Source organism: Campylobacter sp. P0103 (assembly GCF_002139545.1).
Taxonomy (GTDB): Bacteria; Campylobacterota; Campylobacteria; order Campylobacterales; family Campylobacteraceae; genus Campylobacter; species Campylobacter devanensis.
In genome coordinates this window covers 19484-37148 of record NZ_MJKG01000009.1, presented here as the reverse complement: position 1 = coordinate 37148, position 17665 = coordinate 19484, and the positions used below count along the sequence as shown (strand labels likewise).

Sequence of the window (17665 nt, the reverse complement as noted above, 5' to 3'; positions counted from 1 at the left end):
GTAGCTACTATAAATAATATTACAGTTACCCAAGTAAATGTAAAATCAGCTGAATCTCAAATAAGAGATGTAGACTTTGCTAGCGAGAGTGCAAACTTCTCTAAATTTAACATACTAGCCCAAAGTGGAAGCTACGCTATGAGTCAGGCAAATGCTGTACAACAAAATATATTAAGACTACTACAGTAGCTTAAATTTAAATCTTTAATAGCTTAAATTTACTCGCAATGCTTAGTCATTGCGAGGGTTTATTATCTAGATATAATAATTTTTTAAATAGTATTTCTTAGAGTTTATCCATATAAGAATTATCATAAATCCCTTTTAGTCTAGCTGTAATACTATCACGCCACTCATCTCGTATATGTACTCGTTCTAGTTTTTGTAGTAGATTTATATTATCTTTTGGGGCAAAAAATAGCATATTTAACTCCATGACACTTAGTTGATTTGTATCTTTATGAACTACTTTTACACTATCGCCTGGACATACCGTTCCTGGTTCTAAAACTTGATAATACCATCCACTGAGCCCATTTTCAAATATAAATTTAGTCATTCCTCTAGCTATAATTTTACTTAGTTTTACGCAAGGTTTTCTAGGTTCGCTCACCTGTAAAAGTGCATTACCGATTTGGTGAATATCGCCTATACATACACTTTTCTCATCTAATATAGTGATGCTTAGATTCTCTCCCATCTGTCCAAATTTAAGCTCTCTACTAGCAAACTTATTAAAAGCTGCATAATTACTTACTGCATTAGCAAAGACAGCTTTAAATTCACCGCCATGATGGATTATATCGCTTAGCATATCGCCTACTATACCTGTAAAATCAATCTCAATGCTACTTACTGAGTGCTTATCCATAGCACTACGAAAATCACCATAATCCCTGATAATACCAATATTTACAGATTCTACCACTGCCACAATATGCTCCTTTGACTTAAAGTTGTGATTATTAAATTTGCGCTTTGTTTGGCGATGTTATTTATAAATTTTTGTACCATTGGAGCTTCATACCATATAGGAGTAGCTACACCGCTTAGTATCTCTAGCTCTTTTTTAGCGTTATTTATACTCATTATACCATCTATTAGTCCTAAATTTAGTGCTTGCTGAGCCAAAAAAACTCTAGCATTTGCCCATTGTTTGCTTGAGTTTAAATCCAGCCCACGGGCATTTGCTACATCACTGATAAATAATTCGTAGCTCTTATCTACTAAGCCTTGTAAGGCTGCTCTCTCATCGCTATTCCAGCTGCGTGTGAATGTGCCAGCCTCTTTAAATTCTCCAGCCTTTACTACTTGAGTTGAGATTCCAATTTTTTTGGCTAGTTCTTCGGTATTTGGAGTCTGCATTATCACGCCTATTGAGCCAATAAAACTAGCACGATTAGCATAAATTTTATCTGCTCCAATACCAGCATAGTAGCTTCCACTAGCCATCGTTCCACTAGCATAGGCAATAACTGGTTTTAGTGTGGATAGCTCTTTTATAGCATCGCTTATAGCTACGCTTGCACTCATCTCTCCACCTGGACTATCAATATTTATTAACACACCTTTTATATTTGGATCTTTGGCTAAGTCTATTTGAGTTAAAAGCTCTCTTTCATCCATAATAGCCCCTTCAAGGCTAATTTCTATTAAATTTGCACTACTTTTTTCGCCGCTACTAGCTGTAATAAATAGAACAATTAGTACAAAAATCATACTTTTAAAATACTCATTAATAAATTTAAAGATACCTTTAATAAAGGCAAATATACTTTTTAATAGTTGCATTTTTCTCCTTTTATGTATAGCGCTTTAGCGCTTTTAGTATGTAGTATAAGCTCGATACAAAGCTGACTTATATCGCTTAATTCAAACCCATTAAAAACTGCGATATCAGCGATATTTCCAGCTTTTAACTCACCTAGGTTTAAGCCCAAAGCTTTAGCTGGATTGGTAGTAACTGATTTTAGTGCAAATGTGGCAAATTTGCTAAGTTCTATATCACTATGAGCCATTAGGCCAGCACGCAGCTCATCCCAGATATTTAAGCTTATATTTGAGCTTAAACCATCTGTGGCAAAGGCTATGTTTATGTTATTGTTTAAGGCATTTTGTAGATTAAATTTTGAACTTAATAGACGGTTTGAGACTGGGCAGCTTATGATTGAATGGAGATTTTTATCCATTAAATTTATATAATTATCGGCAAAAATAGAGTGAATAAATAGAGTTTGAATATCAGCAAAAAGCTCTATAAAAGATTTTGGCGTATAAAATGGCGTAGCATTTTTATTAAAACCTTTAAAAAATTCACCAAATTCACCGCTGCTATTCTCAAGCCAAATTTTTTCATGTATGCTCTCCATAAAATGCGTAGCAACTATCATGCCATTATCTTTAGCCAATTTTAATGCTTTTTTGCTTAATTCTATATGGGTAGAATAAGGTGAATGTACGCTAATAGCTGGTATAAATAGATCGCTTTTTAGCTCATTTGCAACATTAAAACGCTCTAAAAATTCATTCCATTGTTGTTCTATTAAGGCAGGATTTGATCCTAAAATTTCACTAAAATATACTGTCCTAATAGGTGAATTAGCGCAGTGTAGCGCATCAATACCATAGCTAGAAATCTCTCCAATTGTACTAACACCTGCATCTAGCTGTGTTGCAATAGCGCTTTTTATAGCACTATTTTTATCATTATTTGCTAGGGTGTTACCATTAGCGATAATGCTCTTTAACCAGCGTAAAAAATCACCATATTCAAGTGTAGTTTTATTAGCACTAAACTCAAGATGAATATGTGAGTTTATAAGAGCAGGCATAGCAATATCATCGCTAAAATCTAAAATCTCAGCATCGTTAAATCTAGCTATTAACTCATCAAATTTGCCAATTTTATGTATGGTTTTATCAAAGGCAATTGCCCCATTTTGAACCACATCAAAGCTCTCATTACATAAAATTATAAATTTAGCTTTTAATATTTTCATATTTTTTTCCTTAAAAAGCGTACATTATAGCCAAAATTTAGCCAATATTTTGTAAAATAATTGCCATGCAATTTTTTATTGGAGAAAAATATGAAAATTATGGTAATCCAAGGGCCAAATATTAATATGCTTGGAAAGCGTGAGCGCAAAATTTATGGTGTTATGACGATGGAAAATATTCATGAGCAGATGAAAGCTGTAGCTGATCAAGCTGGAGTTGGGATTGAGTTTTTTCAAAGTAATTTTGAGGGTGAAATCGTAGATAAAATTCAAGAATGCTTAGGCGAATTTGATGGAATTATAATAAATCCAGCGGCCTACACTCACACTTCAATTGCTATTAGGGATGCTATTGCTTCAGTTGGTTTGCCTGTACTTGAGGTGCATATTAGCAATATTTATCAAAGAGAAGAGTTCCGCCATAAAAGCTTAATAGCGCCAGTATGTTCAGGACATATCGCTGGATTTGGGCCAATTGGTTATCATCTAGCTATGATTGGAATGCTTCAAATTTTTGAACAAATTAAGCGAATGGATGCAGCATCAAATGATGCATAATTATATCTTAAAAAACGAAAACGCAGTATATTTTGAGTGCGGCTATAGTTGCGATAATGAAATTTTTATCAAATTTGGTCAGAGGGGGTTTTTTATTACCGATTCTCGCTATGCTATCGAGGCTAGGGCTGTAGCGCAAAATTGCGAAGTGATCGAATCAAAGGATATAATAAAAGATGCAAGGCTGCTTTTGCGCCGCTTTGGTATTAAGGAGTTAATGTTTAATCCAAGTGATTTTAGCTATTTTGAATTTGGCCAGTTAAGTCGTGATTTGCATATAAATTTCAAGGCAAAGAATGAATTCTCAAAGTTAAAACGACAGATAAAACGTAGTGATGAGATTGAGATTTTACGCTATGCAGCGCAGCTTGGAGCTAGTAAATTTGATGAGCTTGCTGGAGCGATAATAGCTGGAATGAGCGAGAAGTTAATTAACTTTAATGCTGGAAATATCTTAAGAGATGGTGGAAATTTAGGTCTTAGCTTTGATCCAATTACTGCAATAAATGCAAATGCAGCCAAAGCACATGCCCTTCCACTAGATGAGTGTATAAAAGATAGCGATCTGCTTTTAGTAGATGCTGGGGTAAAATATCATCGGTATTGCTCAGATCGTACTAGAACGGTTGAATTTAGAGATGGTTTTAGCTTTAGTAAGGAGCAAAAATTTACAAATTCAAAGCAAAATGAGATATATCAGATAGTCAAAGAGGCGCAAAATTTAGCTATAAAAGCGGTAAAGCCAGGTGTTAGAGCGTGTGATATTGATGCAGCAGCTAGGGAATTTATTGCAAAAAGTGGTTATGGTGATAAGTTTTTTCACTCAACAGGGCATGGTGTGGGTCTTGATATTCATGAATTTCCAATAATTAGCCCACGAAATAGCTCTCCAGTAGAGGTTGGAATGGTCTTTAGTATAGAGCCTGGGATCTACTTAGAAAATGAGTTTGGTATACGAATTGAAGATGTCGTAGTTGTTACAAATGATGGGTGCGAAGTTCTTTAATGAAAACAATTAAAATCGATGGAGCTAAAATGTTGTTAAAAAGCGCTTATTTCCCACGCACATTTAACAATTATACCCCACATAAATATACCGCAATTATTGGTCTAGGCGGAAATATCGGTAATACCTCTATGATTTTTGATAGATTTTTAAATTTAATTTTAAAAGATAGGAGATTTGCCATTGTGCAAAGCTCACCAATGCTGGTAAATAAAGCCTTTGGTTATGCTAGCAGAGATTATATAAATGCTGTTATAATCCTTAAAACTTCCTTATATGCTAAGGAAGTTTTAAGGATTATGCAGAGATTCGAGAGGCGATTTAAACGCAAACGGGAGTTTAAAAACTCACCTAGAACACTAGATTTGGATATACTATACTTTAGTGCTAAAAGCTATAATAATGAAGAATTAATCCTACCTCACCCAGGAGCTAATAGTCGCCCAAGTGTATTTATCCCATTAGGTCTTATGAAAGGAATATGATGGCAACAGTTTTAAAGACTTTTACAGGAGAGAGTGCGATTGAAGCACTTAAGAAAGCTAAAGAGGAGTGTGGTGAGAGTGCTATGCTTGTAACAACTAAGCAAATTCAGCCAAAAACGCTAAATAAAAAGCCTCTTTATGAGATTTTAGTTAGCGTTGAAGAGGATACTCCTCAGCCAAGCCAAGCACAGAAAAAACAGGCTCAAATCAATCAAATTCAAAAACAAATTGAGGCTTATACTCTTGGTTCAACCCAAAGCCCACGCCCAGCATCAAGATTTGAACAAGGCGGACTAGATACTATAGAAGAAAAACCAAGAGATAATAATGATATATTATTAAATATATCTCAGGTTGCTAAAGAGATTGGAAAAGTAGCAGGGGTAAGCAACGAATTAAGCGAGTATAAAAGCCCAGAATATGACAAAAAGATTGATGAAGTAGCCAAAGAGGTAAGTAAGCTAAATCAAAAAATCTCTATGATTGCTGATATGATATGGGATGATAAGGCTGAAAATCGTGATGATATAATTATTCCGCCTGAATTTTCTACAATATACAAGCTAGCCAAACAAAGTGGAATGAAGTACGAGCATCTAAAGGGTATAATGCAAGCTACAATCGAAAATATGCCATCATCGATGAAAAGCAATCCAGTAACTGTAAAGAGATATTTCTACTCACTTTTGCGTAATATGTTGCCATGCAGAAGTGAAAGCTTTGACCCTAAAAAGAAAAGAATTATGATGCTAGTAGGTCCAACTGGCGTAGGTAAGACAACAACTCTCTCAAAACTTGCGTATAAATTTGCTCATGGCGGCAGTATTAGATATAAGACAGGGATTATCACGCTTGATACTTATAGGCTTGGTGCGGTTGAACAGCTATTTCAATATGCTAAGATTATGAATATCCCAATTCTTGATGCGATTGAGCCTGAGGATTTTCGCTCAGCGCTTAAGAGTTTATCAAACTGCGATGTAATTTTAATTGATACTATGGGAAGTAGTCAGTATGATAGGGAAAAATTAACTCGTCTTAATACATTTTTAAAAGAGTGCGGTAATCAAGTTGATGTAAATTTAGTCGTTTCAGCCGGTTCAAAAATTGATGATTTGCTAGAGATTTATAATAATTTTTCAACTTTAGAAATCGATACTCTTATAATTACAAAATTTGATGAGACAAAGATATTTGGTAATATATTTTCACTTATATATGAAACTGGTACACCGGTGAGCTTCTTCTCAACAGGTCAAAATGTCCCAGATGATATTATGGAAGCTAAGAGCGACTTTTTGGTTAGTTGCGTTTTAGATGGATTTAAAGGAGAGGATGATGGATCAAGCAGATAAATTAAGAGAGTTAATGATAGCTCAAAAGATCAAAAAATCAACCCATTTCATCGCAGTTACTAGTGGAAAAGGTGGCGTAGGTAAATCCACAGTTAGTGCAAATTTAGCTAATCTTTTAGCAACAAATGGTTATAAAGTAGTATTATTTGATGCTGATATTGGTCTTGCGAATTTAGATGTTTTACTAAATGTGAAAATTACCAAAAATATGCTAGATGTTTTAAAAGGCGAGTGTCCGCTTGAAGATATTTTAATTAAAGTTAAACCAAATTTGACATTAATTCCTGGTGAGAGCGGTGATGAGATTTTTAAATTTAATGATCAGTTTTTATACGAAAAGTTCTTAAATCAAGCCTCAATTTTAAAAGATGTGGATTTTGTTATCATTGATACTGGTGCTGGGATTGGATCTAGTACGCAAGTATTTTTAGAAGCGTGTGATGAGATTATCGTTGTAACCGTGCCTGATCCTGCAGCTATCACCGATGCATATGCGACTATTAAGGTGATTTCAAAGATGAAAAGCGATGTCTTTATGCTAATTAATCAGACTAAAAACGCAGATGAAGCTCAAAAGATTTTTCAAACTATAAAAACTGTTGCTGATAAAAATATTTCGCATAGGCTAAATTTAAATCTTTTAGGCTGGATTCCAAGTGATAAGGTTGTATCTAGAAGCATTAAGATACGGACACTTTTTAGCAGCGAAGCTCCGCATTCATTAGCTACTTATCAGCTTAAGCAAGCAGCAAATAATCTCCTTGAGAAATTGGAACGGAAAGTGCTTGATACCAGTGAAGATAGAAGCTTTGCTGGCTTTTTTAAGCGTTTAGTGGAGCAGTTTTAAAAAGGATTACCGTGAGACCAGATAATTATATAGCATTTTTTACAGTGTGTGGATTTTTTGTTGGATTGATGTTTGTCGTTGTAAAAGTCGAGGAGCCTGTAGAGTTTGTTATATATACTTTGCTGATCACATTTTTCTTTTATATTGTTATTCATATTGTGGTGATGAATTATATAGATACTAAAAGGATTGGTTTAAAAATATTTAATAAAGAGCATCATGAAGAGGTTAACGACTATTTGCTTACAGAGCTTGCTGTTAGGGAGCGTAGGTTAGAGACACTCATTCGTCATCTAGACCAAAAGCTCAAAAGATCAGGTAAAAAGCATGAATCCAATAAAGAAAAAGCAGCTTGAAGCCTATAAAACACAAATAAAAAAAGAGCAAGATGAGCTAGTAATCGCATATATGCCAGCTCTTAGAGCTATGGCGTGTAGACTCAAATCTCGTTTGCCAAGCTCGATTGAAGTAAGTGATTTAATAAGTATTGGTACAGAGGCTATGGTACGTCTTAGCCATAGTTATGATAAAAATCAAAATGATAATTTTTGGGGTTATGCAAAGCATAGAGTTCAAGGCTCAATGCTTGATTACCTAAGAAGTTTAGATACGCTAAGCAGACAGAATCGTAAACTGGTTAAAGATATAGATCGATTAGTAGATGAGTACTATAGCAAACATCAATATGAGCCAAGTAATGAGTATTTAGCTAGTGCGTTAAATGAAGATGTAAGCAAGATTAAAGAGGTTAGAAGCTTAAGCGATCTAACATCTGTTCTTAGGTTAGAAGATCAGTTTAATATATTAAGCGATTATGATACCGAGGCACAGATAGAAAAAGAGGAGCTAATCGAGCATATAAAGCTGGTTTTGAGTGAATTTAGTCAAAGGGACCAGTTGGTGATTCAGCTTTATTATTATGAAGAGTTAAATTTAAGTGAAATAAGCGAAATTTTAAATATCACAGAATCAAGAATTAGTCAAATTCATAAAAGATTGATAATAAAAATTCGAGAAAGGCTAGGCTTTTAATGGCAGATATTCTAAGTCAAGAAGAGATAGATGCACTCTTGCAAGTTGTAGATGATGATGGCGATAGTCAAAGTAGCAATTCATCTGAGCGTAATTTGGAAGAGCCAAAACAGGTTGTAATCTACGACTTTAAACGTCCAAATAGGGTTAGTAAGGAGCAGCTAAGGGCTGTCAAAGGTATTCACGATAAGCTTGCAAGAAACCTTGCGTCTCAAATTTCAAGCATTATGCGTAGTATTGTTGAGATTAGGCTACACTCAGTTGATCAGATGACTTATGGTGAGTTTTTAATGAGTTTGCCAAGCCCAACAAGCTTTAATGTATTTTCTATTAAACCGCTAGATGGCAACTGCGTTTTAGAGGTTAATCCTAGTATAGCATTTCCTATGATTGATAGGTTGCTTGGTGGTAATGGTGATGGATTTGAGAGTAACAATAGGGAGCTAACTGATATTGAGGTCAATCTTTTGGATGCTATTTTGCGTATTATTATGCAGCGTTTAAAAGAGTCTTGGGCAATGATTACAGATATGTATCCAAATGTAGAAGCTAAAGAGTCTAGTCCAAATGTTGTCCAAATCGTTAGCCAAAATGAGATTGTTATTATGGTTGTTATGGAGATTATTATTGGAAACTCTAGTGGTATGATAAGCTTATGTTATCCAGTTATATATCTAGAGCCAATACTTAGCCGTTTGGCTAATCGTGATATTATGCTAGGTGAAACTAGTGCTAAAAAGAGCCGAAATAAAGAGTTAAAAACACTTATTGGCCGTGCTGAGGTATTATATGAGGCGATTTTAGGAAAGACCGTAATTAGCGTAAATGAATTTTTAAATTTAGAAGTTGGTGATATCTTGCGACTTGATCGTAATGCCGATGATAAAGCAGTTGTCTGTATAGATAAAAAAGAGGTATTCTTAGCTCAAATTGGTATTCACCGCTTTAGCAAATCTATCAAGCTAGAACAGTTAATCAAAACTGATCGTGATGAAATAAAGGCTATCCTAGAACAATATGAAGAGGAGAGAAAAGCCAAACTAATGTCATATAAAGAGCCAGAACCAGAAGAAGAAACTAAAGAAGAGGATGAATATGATGACTAGATTTTTTGAAATATTTACAAATGAGTTAAGTGCAACTATAGAAGGGTTAACCGGAGTTACACCGGTAATATCTGAAGGAGCAGAGTATGATGCTCCAACTCAAAATGGTATCAAAACTCCAGCCGTAATTGCTAGTGTAACACTAAATGGCGATATAATGGGTAAGATAAATTTAGTAGCTACACCAGTTTTATTAACTGCAATAAATGATCTAATGCTAGGCGATGAAAAACCAAGTGGTAGTACGATAATTGGCGATGATGAGCTAGATGCTAGCAAGGAGATATTTTCTAATTTATTAAGCGCTATGACTACAAGTCTTGGAGCAGCCAAAGATATGCCAAAGATTACATTTACAATCAATGCTGTAAAGTATATCGATGAAAATCAAATTTTAGATTTTAGCTCATTTGAGAAGTTATTTTTATACCCTGTTGAGCTAATGGATTTAAATGAAATGATAGGTATTTGTATTGATTATTCGTTTTATAAATACTTTAATAAAACTATAGGCTCTAAAAGTGAAAAACATGATATTGGTGATGAGATTAAAAATATCGGATTAATTTTAGATGTGCGTTTGCCAATCCGTGTAAGAATCGGCTCAAAAAAGATGCTACTAAAAGATGTATTATCAATGGATATTGGTTCAGTCATAGAGCTAAATCAGCTAGCTAATGACCCGCTAGAAGTATTAATAGGAGATAAGCCAATTGCGCTTGGTGAGGTTGTTATCGTTGATGGAAACTTTGGCGTACAAATTACTGAAATTGGCACTAAAAAAGAGCGTCTAGAACGGCTAAAATAGATTAAATTTGATTGCTGCGTATATTTAGCGTGGCAATCTTTTGGGATTTAAAATAATTCACCTACTATTTAAAATGATTTTAATCTAAAGATTTTTAATCAAAATATCTAAAATTTATAATTTAAATTTAGTAAATCAAAGCAAATCAATAAGACTATGTTAAAGATTTTATAATCAAGGAGAGGATGACCTCTCCTAAGAGATTTTAGAATTTCTTTTTATTTACATCATCAAGGATGTTAGCTGAAATTTGATTTACTCTAGCGGTGATAGTATTTGTATCATTTGCTACAGTAACATTGTCTTGAGTAACGCTTTCTAATTGAGCGATAGCTTCATTGATTTGAGCGATACCTTGAGTTTGTTCTTTTATAGATTCACTCATTTCAGTTACACCTTGAACTAATACATTTACATTTACTTCGATTTCGCTTAGAGATTTACCAGTTCTTTCAGCTAGTTTTCTTACTTCATCAGCAACAACAGCAAAGCCTCTACCATGCTCACCAGCACGAGCTGCTTCTATGGCTGCATTTAGTGCTAGTAGATTTGTTTGGTCTGCTATATCTTTTATTACGCCTACTATGTTTTTGATATCTTCTGCTTGTCTAGCCACTTCAGTTGTTCTATCATTTACGCTACTCATAGAGCTTGATATCTCCTCTATAGCCGCAGCTGATTGTTCTAGTGAATTTGCTTGAGCGTTTGAGCCATCAAATAGCTTTTGCATTGACTCTTTTAGATTATCAGTTTGTTTGGCTAGATCTTGAGCATAGCTAGCAGATGAGTTTAGCATTTTTCTAATCTCTTCACCTAAAATATTTGTAGTAGTCTCTACATCACCTTTAGCACCTGAGACTTGAGTAGTAAAATTTAGATTTTTATATGATTCAAATACTCTATGAATCTCATTCATATTACTACCTATTTTAGCCTCTAGTACATTTAGCATATTATTTAGTACATTTTTAAGCTCGATTAGCTGAGGGTTATTTGGGTTTTGTTTGATTCTTGCTGTTAGGTCGCCATTTTCTACAGATTTAGCTGTATTAGCTGCCTCGCTAATAGCCTCAGCATCTTTTTGTAAACCTTGTTGAGTTTTTAAGATATTAGAGTTTATTGCTGATGCCATTGCGCCAATCTCATCATTTGATGTAGGTGGTATAGTATTTGGCGCGCGCTTTTCTTCGTGGTTGATATATTTAAAGAATGCTAAAAGCAGTCTAGATAGACGGCTAAGTCTAGCAGTAACTAATCTATTAGTAATCATATAAACACAAACAAGAAGTATAATAAGCACTACAACTGACACCCCAATAATCTCATATACTAAGATACGCATCGGTTTTTGAATCTCATCAAGCGGAGCATTGATAAGCATATACCAAGTTCCAAGCTCGCCAATAGAAAATGGAGTGATAATTGCCTTGGTTGCTTCACCACGGATAGTGTAGTATTCATCAATTATAGTTACGCGTTTATTTTGAATCGCCTCTAGAGCTAATTTGGTTGTAGGGTTGGTATTAAACTCGCCTAGTTTTTTACCCCAATACTGCGGATTGTGATGAGTAGCTAGTCTAGATTCTGCACTTAAAATGTAGCGTACATCGCCTTCAAATAGACTAAATTCTTTATTATCTAGATATGTAGTCATATATTTTAGATTATACATATATCCTACTACACCGATTAATTTACCATTATTTATTAGTGGATAAGCTATATCAGTTGCAAATACATCATTCCCATTTATATTGTAGTGTTTAGGCTCGCCAATTACGGGCTTTTTAGTTGTTATAACATCTTTAATAGATGTATCAGCTAGGAATGCTTCAGTAGTTTTATGTACCTCTATTCCGTTTTTAAGATTGCGATTTGTATCTGCTAAAAATAGTGCAAAGTGATTATCTTTAGTTATATAATCGCTATTTTTAAAGCTATCATTTGGATCTAATAGATAGATGTATGCATACTCAGCATAGTTAGATGAGTCAAATGAAGTGCTTAAATCATCTATAGTATCTTGCATATTAGCATGACGAGAGCCAAGGTCAAGGCCGATAATATTAGCAGTAGATTTAGTGAGTGAATCCATCTCTCTAAAAATAGTTAGAACATGCTCAGCATATCGGTGACTAGCTTGAGTTAGAGTGATGTCAGACTCGTGCTTAATCACCTTTGATGCATTATTGCCAATTAGTATAGTAAGGGCAGTTAAGCCAACAAAAACTACAGCGCCAACAATTAGTGATATTTTGGCACCAACTTTAAGATTTGAGAACATGATAAACCCCCATTATGTTATATGTATTCCAATCGATATTATAACCTAAATTTGTGATTTTGTAGGGGGGGGGTAGAGTAAAAATTTACAAATTTACTAGTTTTTATTTTAGTTTGATTAAGTTTAATGATATTAAATTTATTAGTATCATTTTTTAATTATAATAAAGCAATAATAGAGCAAATATATAAACTTTCTTTATTATATAATTTTTTTAAGTATCTTTTATTTTTAGGCAAAATTTATAAATTTCAACTCTAAATTGCTATGATATAGATATGTTACCTATGTTTATAAAACTGATATCCAGCAAATAGCATCAAAATAATAACAGGCAAAATAATACCAATCTCAGCAGCAATAGCACCATTAATACTAAGACGAATAAGTAAAAATAAAACACCCCAAATACAAAGCGAGATAAAAATCGCTCCAAAACTAGCAATAGCTAAGCTAGCAAAACGCCCAGTAACAGGCATATAATAGTATAAAATTAGCACCATAAATGGAGCAAAAAGTGGGAAAAATATCATTGAATATAGTACAGATTTTATCTTAGCAATGTTTATATTTTCATTTTTAAGTGTATTTATGGAGTCAATAGCATCTATGATGGAGTAGAGATTGTCTTTATTTTCGATATTTTCTATTATGCGTGGGCGGAAGCTATTTGTGATTACTATCTCATCAGCATAGCTACGCTCTAACCCTGTAGCACCTAGGCTTAAATTTTGCGGTATTTGAGTTATGTTGTTATCTTTAAGTATCCAGGTGTTGCCATTGTAGCTAGCCTCTTTAGCAGTTATTTGAGATATAATTTGCGAACCATTCATATCAAAAATTCTGACATTTTGAGCAAGCTGCTTATTGCCAAGGAGTTTTTCGATATATGTAAATTTATTTTCAAAGCGCAAAAATATCCATTTGGTTGAGCGATCAAAGCTTTGAAAATCTTCTAAGGATTCTTGTCTTTCTTTGGCGTAGGCAAACTGTGTGCAGCAAAGTCCGATATATCCAAAGCTAATAAGTAAAGTGATGGTAAAAATAGGCGTTATAAGGCGGTTTTTACTAATTCCTAAAGCGTAGAAGCTGACTAATTCATTGGAGCGAGTTAGGTTAATCATAGTTGCTATTAGGGCTAAGACTATTGAGATTGGCAATACATAATTGATTGAAATTAATGCAGTTAGACTAACATAAATTAGTTGTAAATTTGCACTACTTGGGAGATTTTTAAGATTTGTAAGGGTATCAATAACTACATAAAATCCAATCAATGAGATAAATATAATAAAAAAATATTTTACATAAATAAATGCACTATACCTAGCAAAAAGCTTCATCAACAATCCAAATTTAGTATTATAATGATTTAACAATGGGTTGAATTCTATCTAAATATACCTAAATATTTTCAAAATTTAGCAAAAATTTGGATAAAATTACGCTTTTAAAAGAGAAATTTATGATTAGATTGATTTTATTTGGCGTTTTTATGCTTTGTTGCGTGGCAGTTTTATGTAGTATAAATCAGCGTGATTTGATAAATTTAATGGGTGAATTTAGCAAATTTGATTGGGTGATTTATATTGGGTGCTGGGCGATTTTGCCAGTATTTTTATTTCCTGCTGGGATTTTGGCTATTGGCGGTGGGGCGATTTTTGGCTTTTGGGAGGCGCTTGTATGCACTATGATAGGGGTAGGGATAAACTCAGCTATAATGTATTTTATCGCAAGATATTTTAGTGGGGCTTTTGATACTGCTAAATTTGAGAGAATTAAAAATAAATTTTGTAAGGATGAATTTAGTCTAATACTCTTGCTTAGATTAATACCAATTGTGCCTTATAATGTCGTGAATTACATGGCTGGGGCGTTGAGGTTTGACTTTGTTAAATTTATCATTGCTGGGGTGCTTGGGAAGTTTATTAGTGCGGTGCTATTTATAAATTTAGGTAGCAATATAGCAAATTATAAAAGCTATGAATTTTGGCTAGCCTTGGCCCTTGTGGTTGTGATGGGTTTGGTGGCGTTTTGGGTTAGAAAAATTCTAAATAGGAGGGTTGGATGAAGATTGTTTTAGCTACAAATAATATGGATAAAGTAAGGGAGATTAAGGCTTATTATAATCAATTTGAAGTTTTGGCTTTGGGTGATATATGTAAGCCATTTGAGATCCAAGAGTATGGCAAGAGCTTTTATGAAAATGCGATGATAAAAGCAGATGCTGTGTATAAAAAGATTAAAGAGCTTGGAATTGAAAATGAGTGTATAGCTCTAAGTGATGATAGCGGGATAAGCGTTGAAGCGCTTGGTTTTGCTCCTGGGATCTACTCGGCTAGATATAGCGGTGAAGGGGCGAGTGATGCGAGCAATAGAGCAAAATTGATTAGTGAGTTAAAAAGATTAGGCTTAAGCCACGCTAAGGCATTTTACACCGCCTGTATCGGCATCGGCTCTAAATATGGCAGATATGGCGTCCATGGATTTATGCATGGAGAAGTCATCGATAGAGAGCTTGGGGATAATGGCTTTGGGTATGATTTTATGTTTATTCCTGATGGATTTGATAAGACTATAGGGCAGATTGATGAGAGTATCAAACTCCAAATTTCACATCGCTCCAAGGGGCTAGAACTAGCTAAACCTATACTTAAAATGTTGAGTAGATATTATTGAGCTTAAATATAACCATTAATAGTATTATTAACTTATATTTTAATATATTTTATGTCAAAATAGCTCAATACCTAGACTCAAATCTAATTTAAAAGCCAAATTTAGAAAATATTAATTTTTTGTTAAAATAATTTTTGCTTAGAGTATGGAGTGAATTTTAGCTAAATTTGGCTATAATTACTAAAAATTCAGACAAAGGATAGAAAATGAGTCATATCTTAATCATCGGAGCAGGCGGAGTAAGCCAAGCAGCAACGGTAAAATGTGCGATGAATTCGCAAGTCTTTACCAAAATTACTCTAGCTAGTCGCACCAAAAGTAAATGTGATAAAATAGCTAAATTTATCAAAGACAAAGTCGGAGTGGATATCGATACGGCGGCGATAGACGCCGATGATACAGCTGCTGTTGTAGAGCTTATTAAAAATATTAAGGCTGATTTATTACTAAATGTTGCACTTCCATATCAAGACCTTACGCTTATGGACGCATGCTCGCAAACTAAAATTCCATATATAGATACAGCAAACTATGAACACCCAGATACGGCTAAATTTGAGTATAAACTCCAATGGGCTAAAGATGGTGATTTTAAATCTGCTAATACTATGGCGCTTCTTGGTAGTGGATTTGATCCGGGCGTTACTAATGTATATTGTGCTTATGCGAAGCAATATCTATTTGATGAGATTGAGTATATTGATATTTTGGATTGTAATGCTGGAGACCATGGGTATGCGTTTGCTACGAATTTTAATCCTGAGATAAATTTACGTGAAGTTAGTGCAAAGGGTAGATACTACAAAGATGGAAAATGGATAGAAACCGAGCCGATGGAGATAGGATTTAGCTGGGATTATCCAAAAATCGGCCCAAAAGATAGCTATTTGCTCTATCATGAAGAGCTTGAGAGCTTAGTAAAAAATATCCCTACTTTAAAGCAAATTCGCTTTTTTATGACCTTTGGGCAGAGCTATCTAACTCATATGAAATGCCTAGAAAATGTAGGTATGCTAAGGATTGATGAGGTTGAGCATAATGGAGTTAAAATCGTCCCAATTCAATTTTTAAAGACCTTACTACCTGACCCAGCAAGCCTAGGCGCTAGAACCAAAGGCAAGACAAATATAGGTTGTGTGATAACAGGCATAAAAGATAATAAGCCAAGAAAAGTTTATATCTATAATGTATGCGATCACCAAGAGTGCTATCAAGAAACCGGCGTTGGCGCTGTTAGCTACACTACAGGAGTGCCAGCAATGATAGGCTCAATGATGGTAGCAAAGGGAATTTGGAGTGCTAAAGGGGTATTTAATATGGAAGAATTCGATGCCAAACCATTTATGGATGAGTTAAATAAACAAGGCTTACCATGGGAGATCATAGAGATGGCACCAAATGAGACTAGATTAATCAAGGAAATTTAAGCCAAATTTAGATAAAATTCCAACTTTTAAACCCAAAAAAAGGAAAAGCAATGAAAAAAGATATACATCCAGAGTATGTTGAATGCACAGTTAGCTGCGCTTGCGGTAATACATTTATTAGCAAGTCAAACAAGCCAGAAATCAAAGTAGATATTTGCAGTGCTTGTCATCCATTTTTCACAGGTAGTGAAAAGATCGTAGATAGCGCTGGTCGTGTAGATAAATTTAAGAAAAAATACGGAATGAAATAATCTTTTGCTCTACTTTCTTCCTACGCCAATTGGCAATTTAGATGATATCTCAAAGAGATGCCTGGACATCTTGAACCTTTGTGATATCATAATTTGCGAAGATAGTAGAGTAACTAAATCCCTTATAAATCTTCTAAACACAAAATATAATCTAAATATAAATCCATCTGAATTTTACTCTCTTCATACTCATAACGAGAGTGAATTTTTTACTAAATTTGAAGCTAAAAAATTAATAGAAAATACTGTAGTATATGTAAGCGATGCTGGAATGCCATGCATTAGCGACCCAGGAGTTGCATTAGTAGAATTTGCTCAGCAAAATGGTATAAATTACGAGGTATTAAGTGGAGCAAATGCAGCACTTTTAGCCGTAGCAGCAAGTGGAATTGTGCAAAAAGAGTTTACATTTTTAGGGTTTTTGCCAAATACCGGCAGAGATAGAGAACTAGCTATACAAAATGCGCTAAATTTGACTTATCCAGTAGTGATATATGAATCGCCAAAGAGAGTCTTGCAGCTAGTTGAAGCTATTGCAAAGCTAGAGCCTAAACGGGAGATTTTTGCTATTAAAGAGGCTACTAAGAAATTTGAAGCTAAATTTAAAAATAGTGCTAAAAATCTAGTTGCTATGCTTAAGAGTGCAAATTTAAAAGGTGAATGGTGTATAGTAATTGATGGTTCAAAAAATAACACCCAAAATACTATAAGCGTAGCTGATATAAATGAATTAGACATTCCTCCAAAGCAAAAAGCTAAACTCCTAGCCAAGCTTACTGGTAAAAGCGTAAAAGAGATATATGCCCAGTTAAATGGGTAATTTTAGGA

20 protein-coding genes and 1 pseudogene are annotated in these 17665 nt (G+C 34.2%); 15 read left to right on the top strand and 6 right to left on the bottom strand.

What is annotated here, in order from left to right; genetic code table 11:
* On the top strand, window positions 1-189 hold a 189-nt coding region (locus tag CIGNP103_RS07810), incomplete at its 5' end, for a flagellin (protein ID WP_272888211.1).
* A gap of 97 nt (window positions 190-286) precedes the next feature.
* Here CIGNP103_RS07810 and CIGNP103_RS07805 read toward each other — a convergent pair.
* From CIGNP103_RS07805 to mqnF, 3 genes are read right to left on the bottom strand one after another with little or no spacing between them, the layout of a single operon-like run.
* Window positions 287-934: an MOSC domain-containing protein gene (locus CIGNP103_RS07805; RefSeq protein WP_236845149.1), complete on the bottom strand. Its 648-nt coding sequence runs from the start codon at window positions 932-934 to the stop codon at window positions 287-289.
* Window positions 922-1791, bottom strand: a complete 870-nt coding sequence (gene sppA / locus CIGNP103_RS07800) for a signal peptide peptidase SppA (RefSeq protein WP_086268894.1) — start codon at window positions 1789-1791, stop codon at window positions 922-924. The genes CIGNP103_RS07805 and sppA overlap by 13 nt, the downstream gene beginning before the upstream one ends.
* Complete coding sequence (mqnF, locus tag CIGNP103_RS07795; protein WP_086268893.1) at window positions 1779-2999, bottom strand: aminofutalosine deaminase family hydrolase; 1221 nt, start codon at window positions 2997-2999, stop codon at window positions 1779-1781. Before mqnF ends, sppA begins: the two co-directional genes overlap by 13 nt.
* Window positions 3000-3089: 90 nt before the next feature.
* Here mqnF and aroQ point away from each other — a divergent pair, with 90 nt between their 5' ends.
* From aroQ to fliY, 9 genes are read left to right on the top strand one after another with little or no spacing between them, the layout of a single operon-like run.
* A complete protein-coding gene (aroQ, locus tag CIGNP103_RS07790; RefSeq protein ID WP_086225630.1) occupies window positions 3090-3557 on the top strand; it encodes a type II 3-dehydroquinate dehydratase in 468 nt (155 codons plus the stop codon).
* Window positions 3550-4563, top strand: coding sequence for a M24 family metallopeptidase (locus CIGNP103_RS07785; RefSeq protein ID WP_086268895.1), 1014 nt, complete (start codon window positions 3550-3552; stop codon window positions 4561-4563). Before aroQ ends, CIGNP103_RS07785 begins: the two co-directional genes overlap by 8 nt.
* A complete protein-coding gene (gene folK / locus CIGNP103_RS07780) occupies window positions 4563-5048 on the top strand; it encodes a 2-amino-4-hydroxy-6-hydroxymethyldihydropteridine diphosphokinase (protein ID WP_086239087.1) in 486 nt (161 codons plus the stop codon). The genes CIGNP103_RS07785 and folK overlap by 1 nt, the downstream gene beginning before the upstream one ends.
* On the top strand, window positions 5048-6403 hold the full coding sequence (gene flhF / locus CIGNP103_RS07775; RefSeq protein ID WP_086234105.1) for a flagellar biosynthesis protein FlhF: 1356 nt from the start codon (window positions 5048-5050) through the stop codon (window positions 6401-6403). The genes folK and flhF overlap by 1 nt, the downstream gene beginning before the upstream one ends.
* Complete coding sequence (locus CIGNP103_RS07770) at window positions 6387-7250, top strand: MinD/ParA family protein (RefSeq protein ID WP_309543863.1); 864 nt, start codon at window positions 6387-6389, stop codon at window positions 7248-7250. The genes flhF and CIGNP103_RS07770 overlap by 17 nt, the downstream gene beginning before the upstream one ends.
* Before the next feature lie 11 nt (window positions 7251-7261).
* Entirely contained in the window at window positions 7262-7606 is a 345-nt protein-coding gene (locus CIGNP103_RS07765) for a hypothetical protein (RefSeq protein WP_086225636.1), read from the top strand.
* On the top strand, window positions 7578-8282 hold the full coding sequence (locus CIGNP103_RS07760) for an RNA polymerase sigma factor FliA (RefSeq protein WP_086225638.1): 705 nt from the start codon (window positions 7578-7580) through the stop codon (window positions 8280-8282). The genes CIGNP103_RS07765 and CIGNP103_RS07760 overlap by 29 nt, the downstream gene beginning before the upstream one ends.
* On the top strand, window positions 8282-9388 hold the full coding sequence (gene fliM, locus CIGNP103_RS07755) for a flagellar motor switch protein FliM (RefSeq protein WP_086239085.1): 1107 nt from the start codon (window positions 8282-8284) through the stop codon (window positions 9386-9388). Before CIGNP103_RS07760 ends, fliM begins: the two co-directional genes overlap by 1 nt.
* Window positions 9378-10196, top strand: coding sequence for a flagellar motor switch protein FliY (gene fliY, locus CIGNP103_RS07750; RefSeq protein ID WP_179187017.1), 819 nt, complete (start codon window positions 9378-9380; stop codon window positions 10194-10196). Before fliM ends, fliY begins: the two co-directional genes overlap by 11 nt.
* A 205-nt stretch (window positions 10197-10401) precedes the next feature.
* Here the strand turns inward: fliY and CIGNP103_RS08500 are convergent, their stop codons facing one another.
* From CIGNP103_RS08500 to CIGNP103_RS07740, 3 genes and pseudogenes are all read right to left on the bottom strand, one after another.
* A complete protein-coding gene (locus CIGNP103_RS08500; protein ID WP_439097967.1) occupies window positions 10402-10926 on the bottom strand; it encodes a methyl-accepting chemotaxis protein in 525 nt (174 codons plus the stop codon).
* A 933-nt stretch (window positions 10927-11859) separates the two neighbouring features.
* A pseudogene (locus tag CIGNP103_RS08495) lies at window positions 11860-12225 on the bottom strand (PDC sensor domain-containing protein); the annotation flags it as partial.
* A gap of 536 nt (window positions 12226-12761) precedes the next feature.
* Window positions 12762-13823, bottom strand: a complete 1062-nt coding sequence (locus tag CIGNP103_RS07740) for an LptF/LptG family permease (protein ID WP_086227362.1) — start codon at window positions 13821-13823, stop codon at window positions 12762-12764.
* 89 nt (window positions 13824-13912) lie between these two features.
* On the opposite strand from CIGNP103_RS07740, the gene CIGNP103_RS07735 reads away from it, so the two are divergent.
* The 5 genes from CIGNP103_RS07735 (at window position 13913) to rsmI (ending at window position 17657) form a co-directional block, all read left to right on the top strand.
* Window positions 13913-14551, top strand: coding sequence for a TVP38/TMEM64 family protein (locus CIGNP103_RS07735; protein ID WP_236847432.1), 639 nt, complete (start codon window positions 13913-13915; stop codon window positions 14549-14551).
* On the top strand, window positions 14548-15159 hold the full coding sequence (locus CIGNP103_RS07730; RefSeq protein ID WP_086243589.1) for a non-canonical purine NTP pyrophosphatase: 612 nt from the start codon (window positions 14548-14550) through the stop codon (window positions 15157-15159). The genes CIGNP103_RS07735 and CIGNP103_RS07730 overlap by 4 nt, the downstream gene beginning before the upstream one ends.
* A gap of 206 nt (window positions 15160-15365) precedes the next feature.
* Window positions 15366-16586: a saccharopine dehydrogenase family protein gene (locus CIGNP103_RS07725; RefSeq protein ID WP_086236199.1), complete on the top strand. Its 1221-nt coding sequence runs from the start codon at window positions 15366-15368 to the stop codon at window positions 16584-16586.
* A gap of 50 nt (window positions 16587-16636) precedes the next feature.
* Window positions 16637-16837 carry a 50S ribosomal protein L31 gene (rpmE, locus tag CIGNP103_RS07720; protein WP_086225649.1) on the top strand — a complete coding sequence of 67 codons (201 nt, stop codon included), beginning with the start codon at window positions 16637-16639 and terminating at the stop codon, window positions 16835-16837.
* 4 nt (window positions 16838-16841) lie between these two features.
* Window positions 16842-17657: a 16S rRNA (cytidine(1402)-2'-O)-methyltransferase gene (rsmI, locus tag CIGNP103_RS07715; RefSeq protein ID WP_086244540.1), complete on the top strand. Its 816-nt coding sequence runs from the start codon at window positions 16842-16844 to the stop codon at window positions 17655-17657.
* Window positions 17658-17665 lie beyond the last annotated feature (8 nt).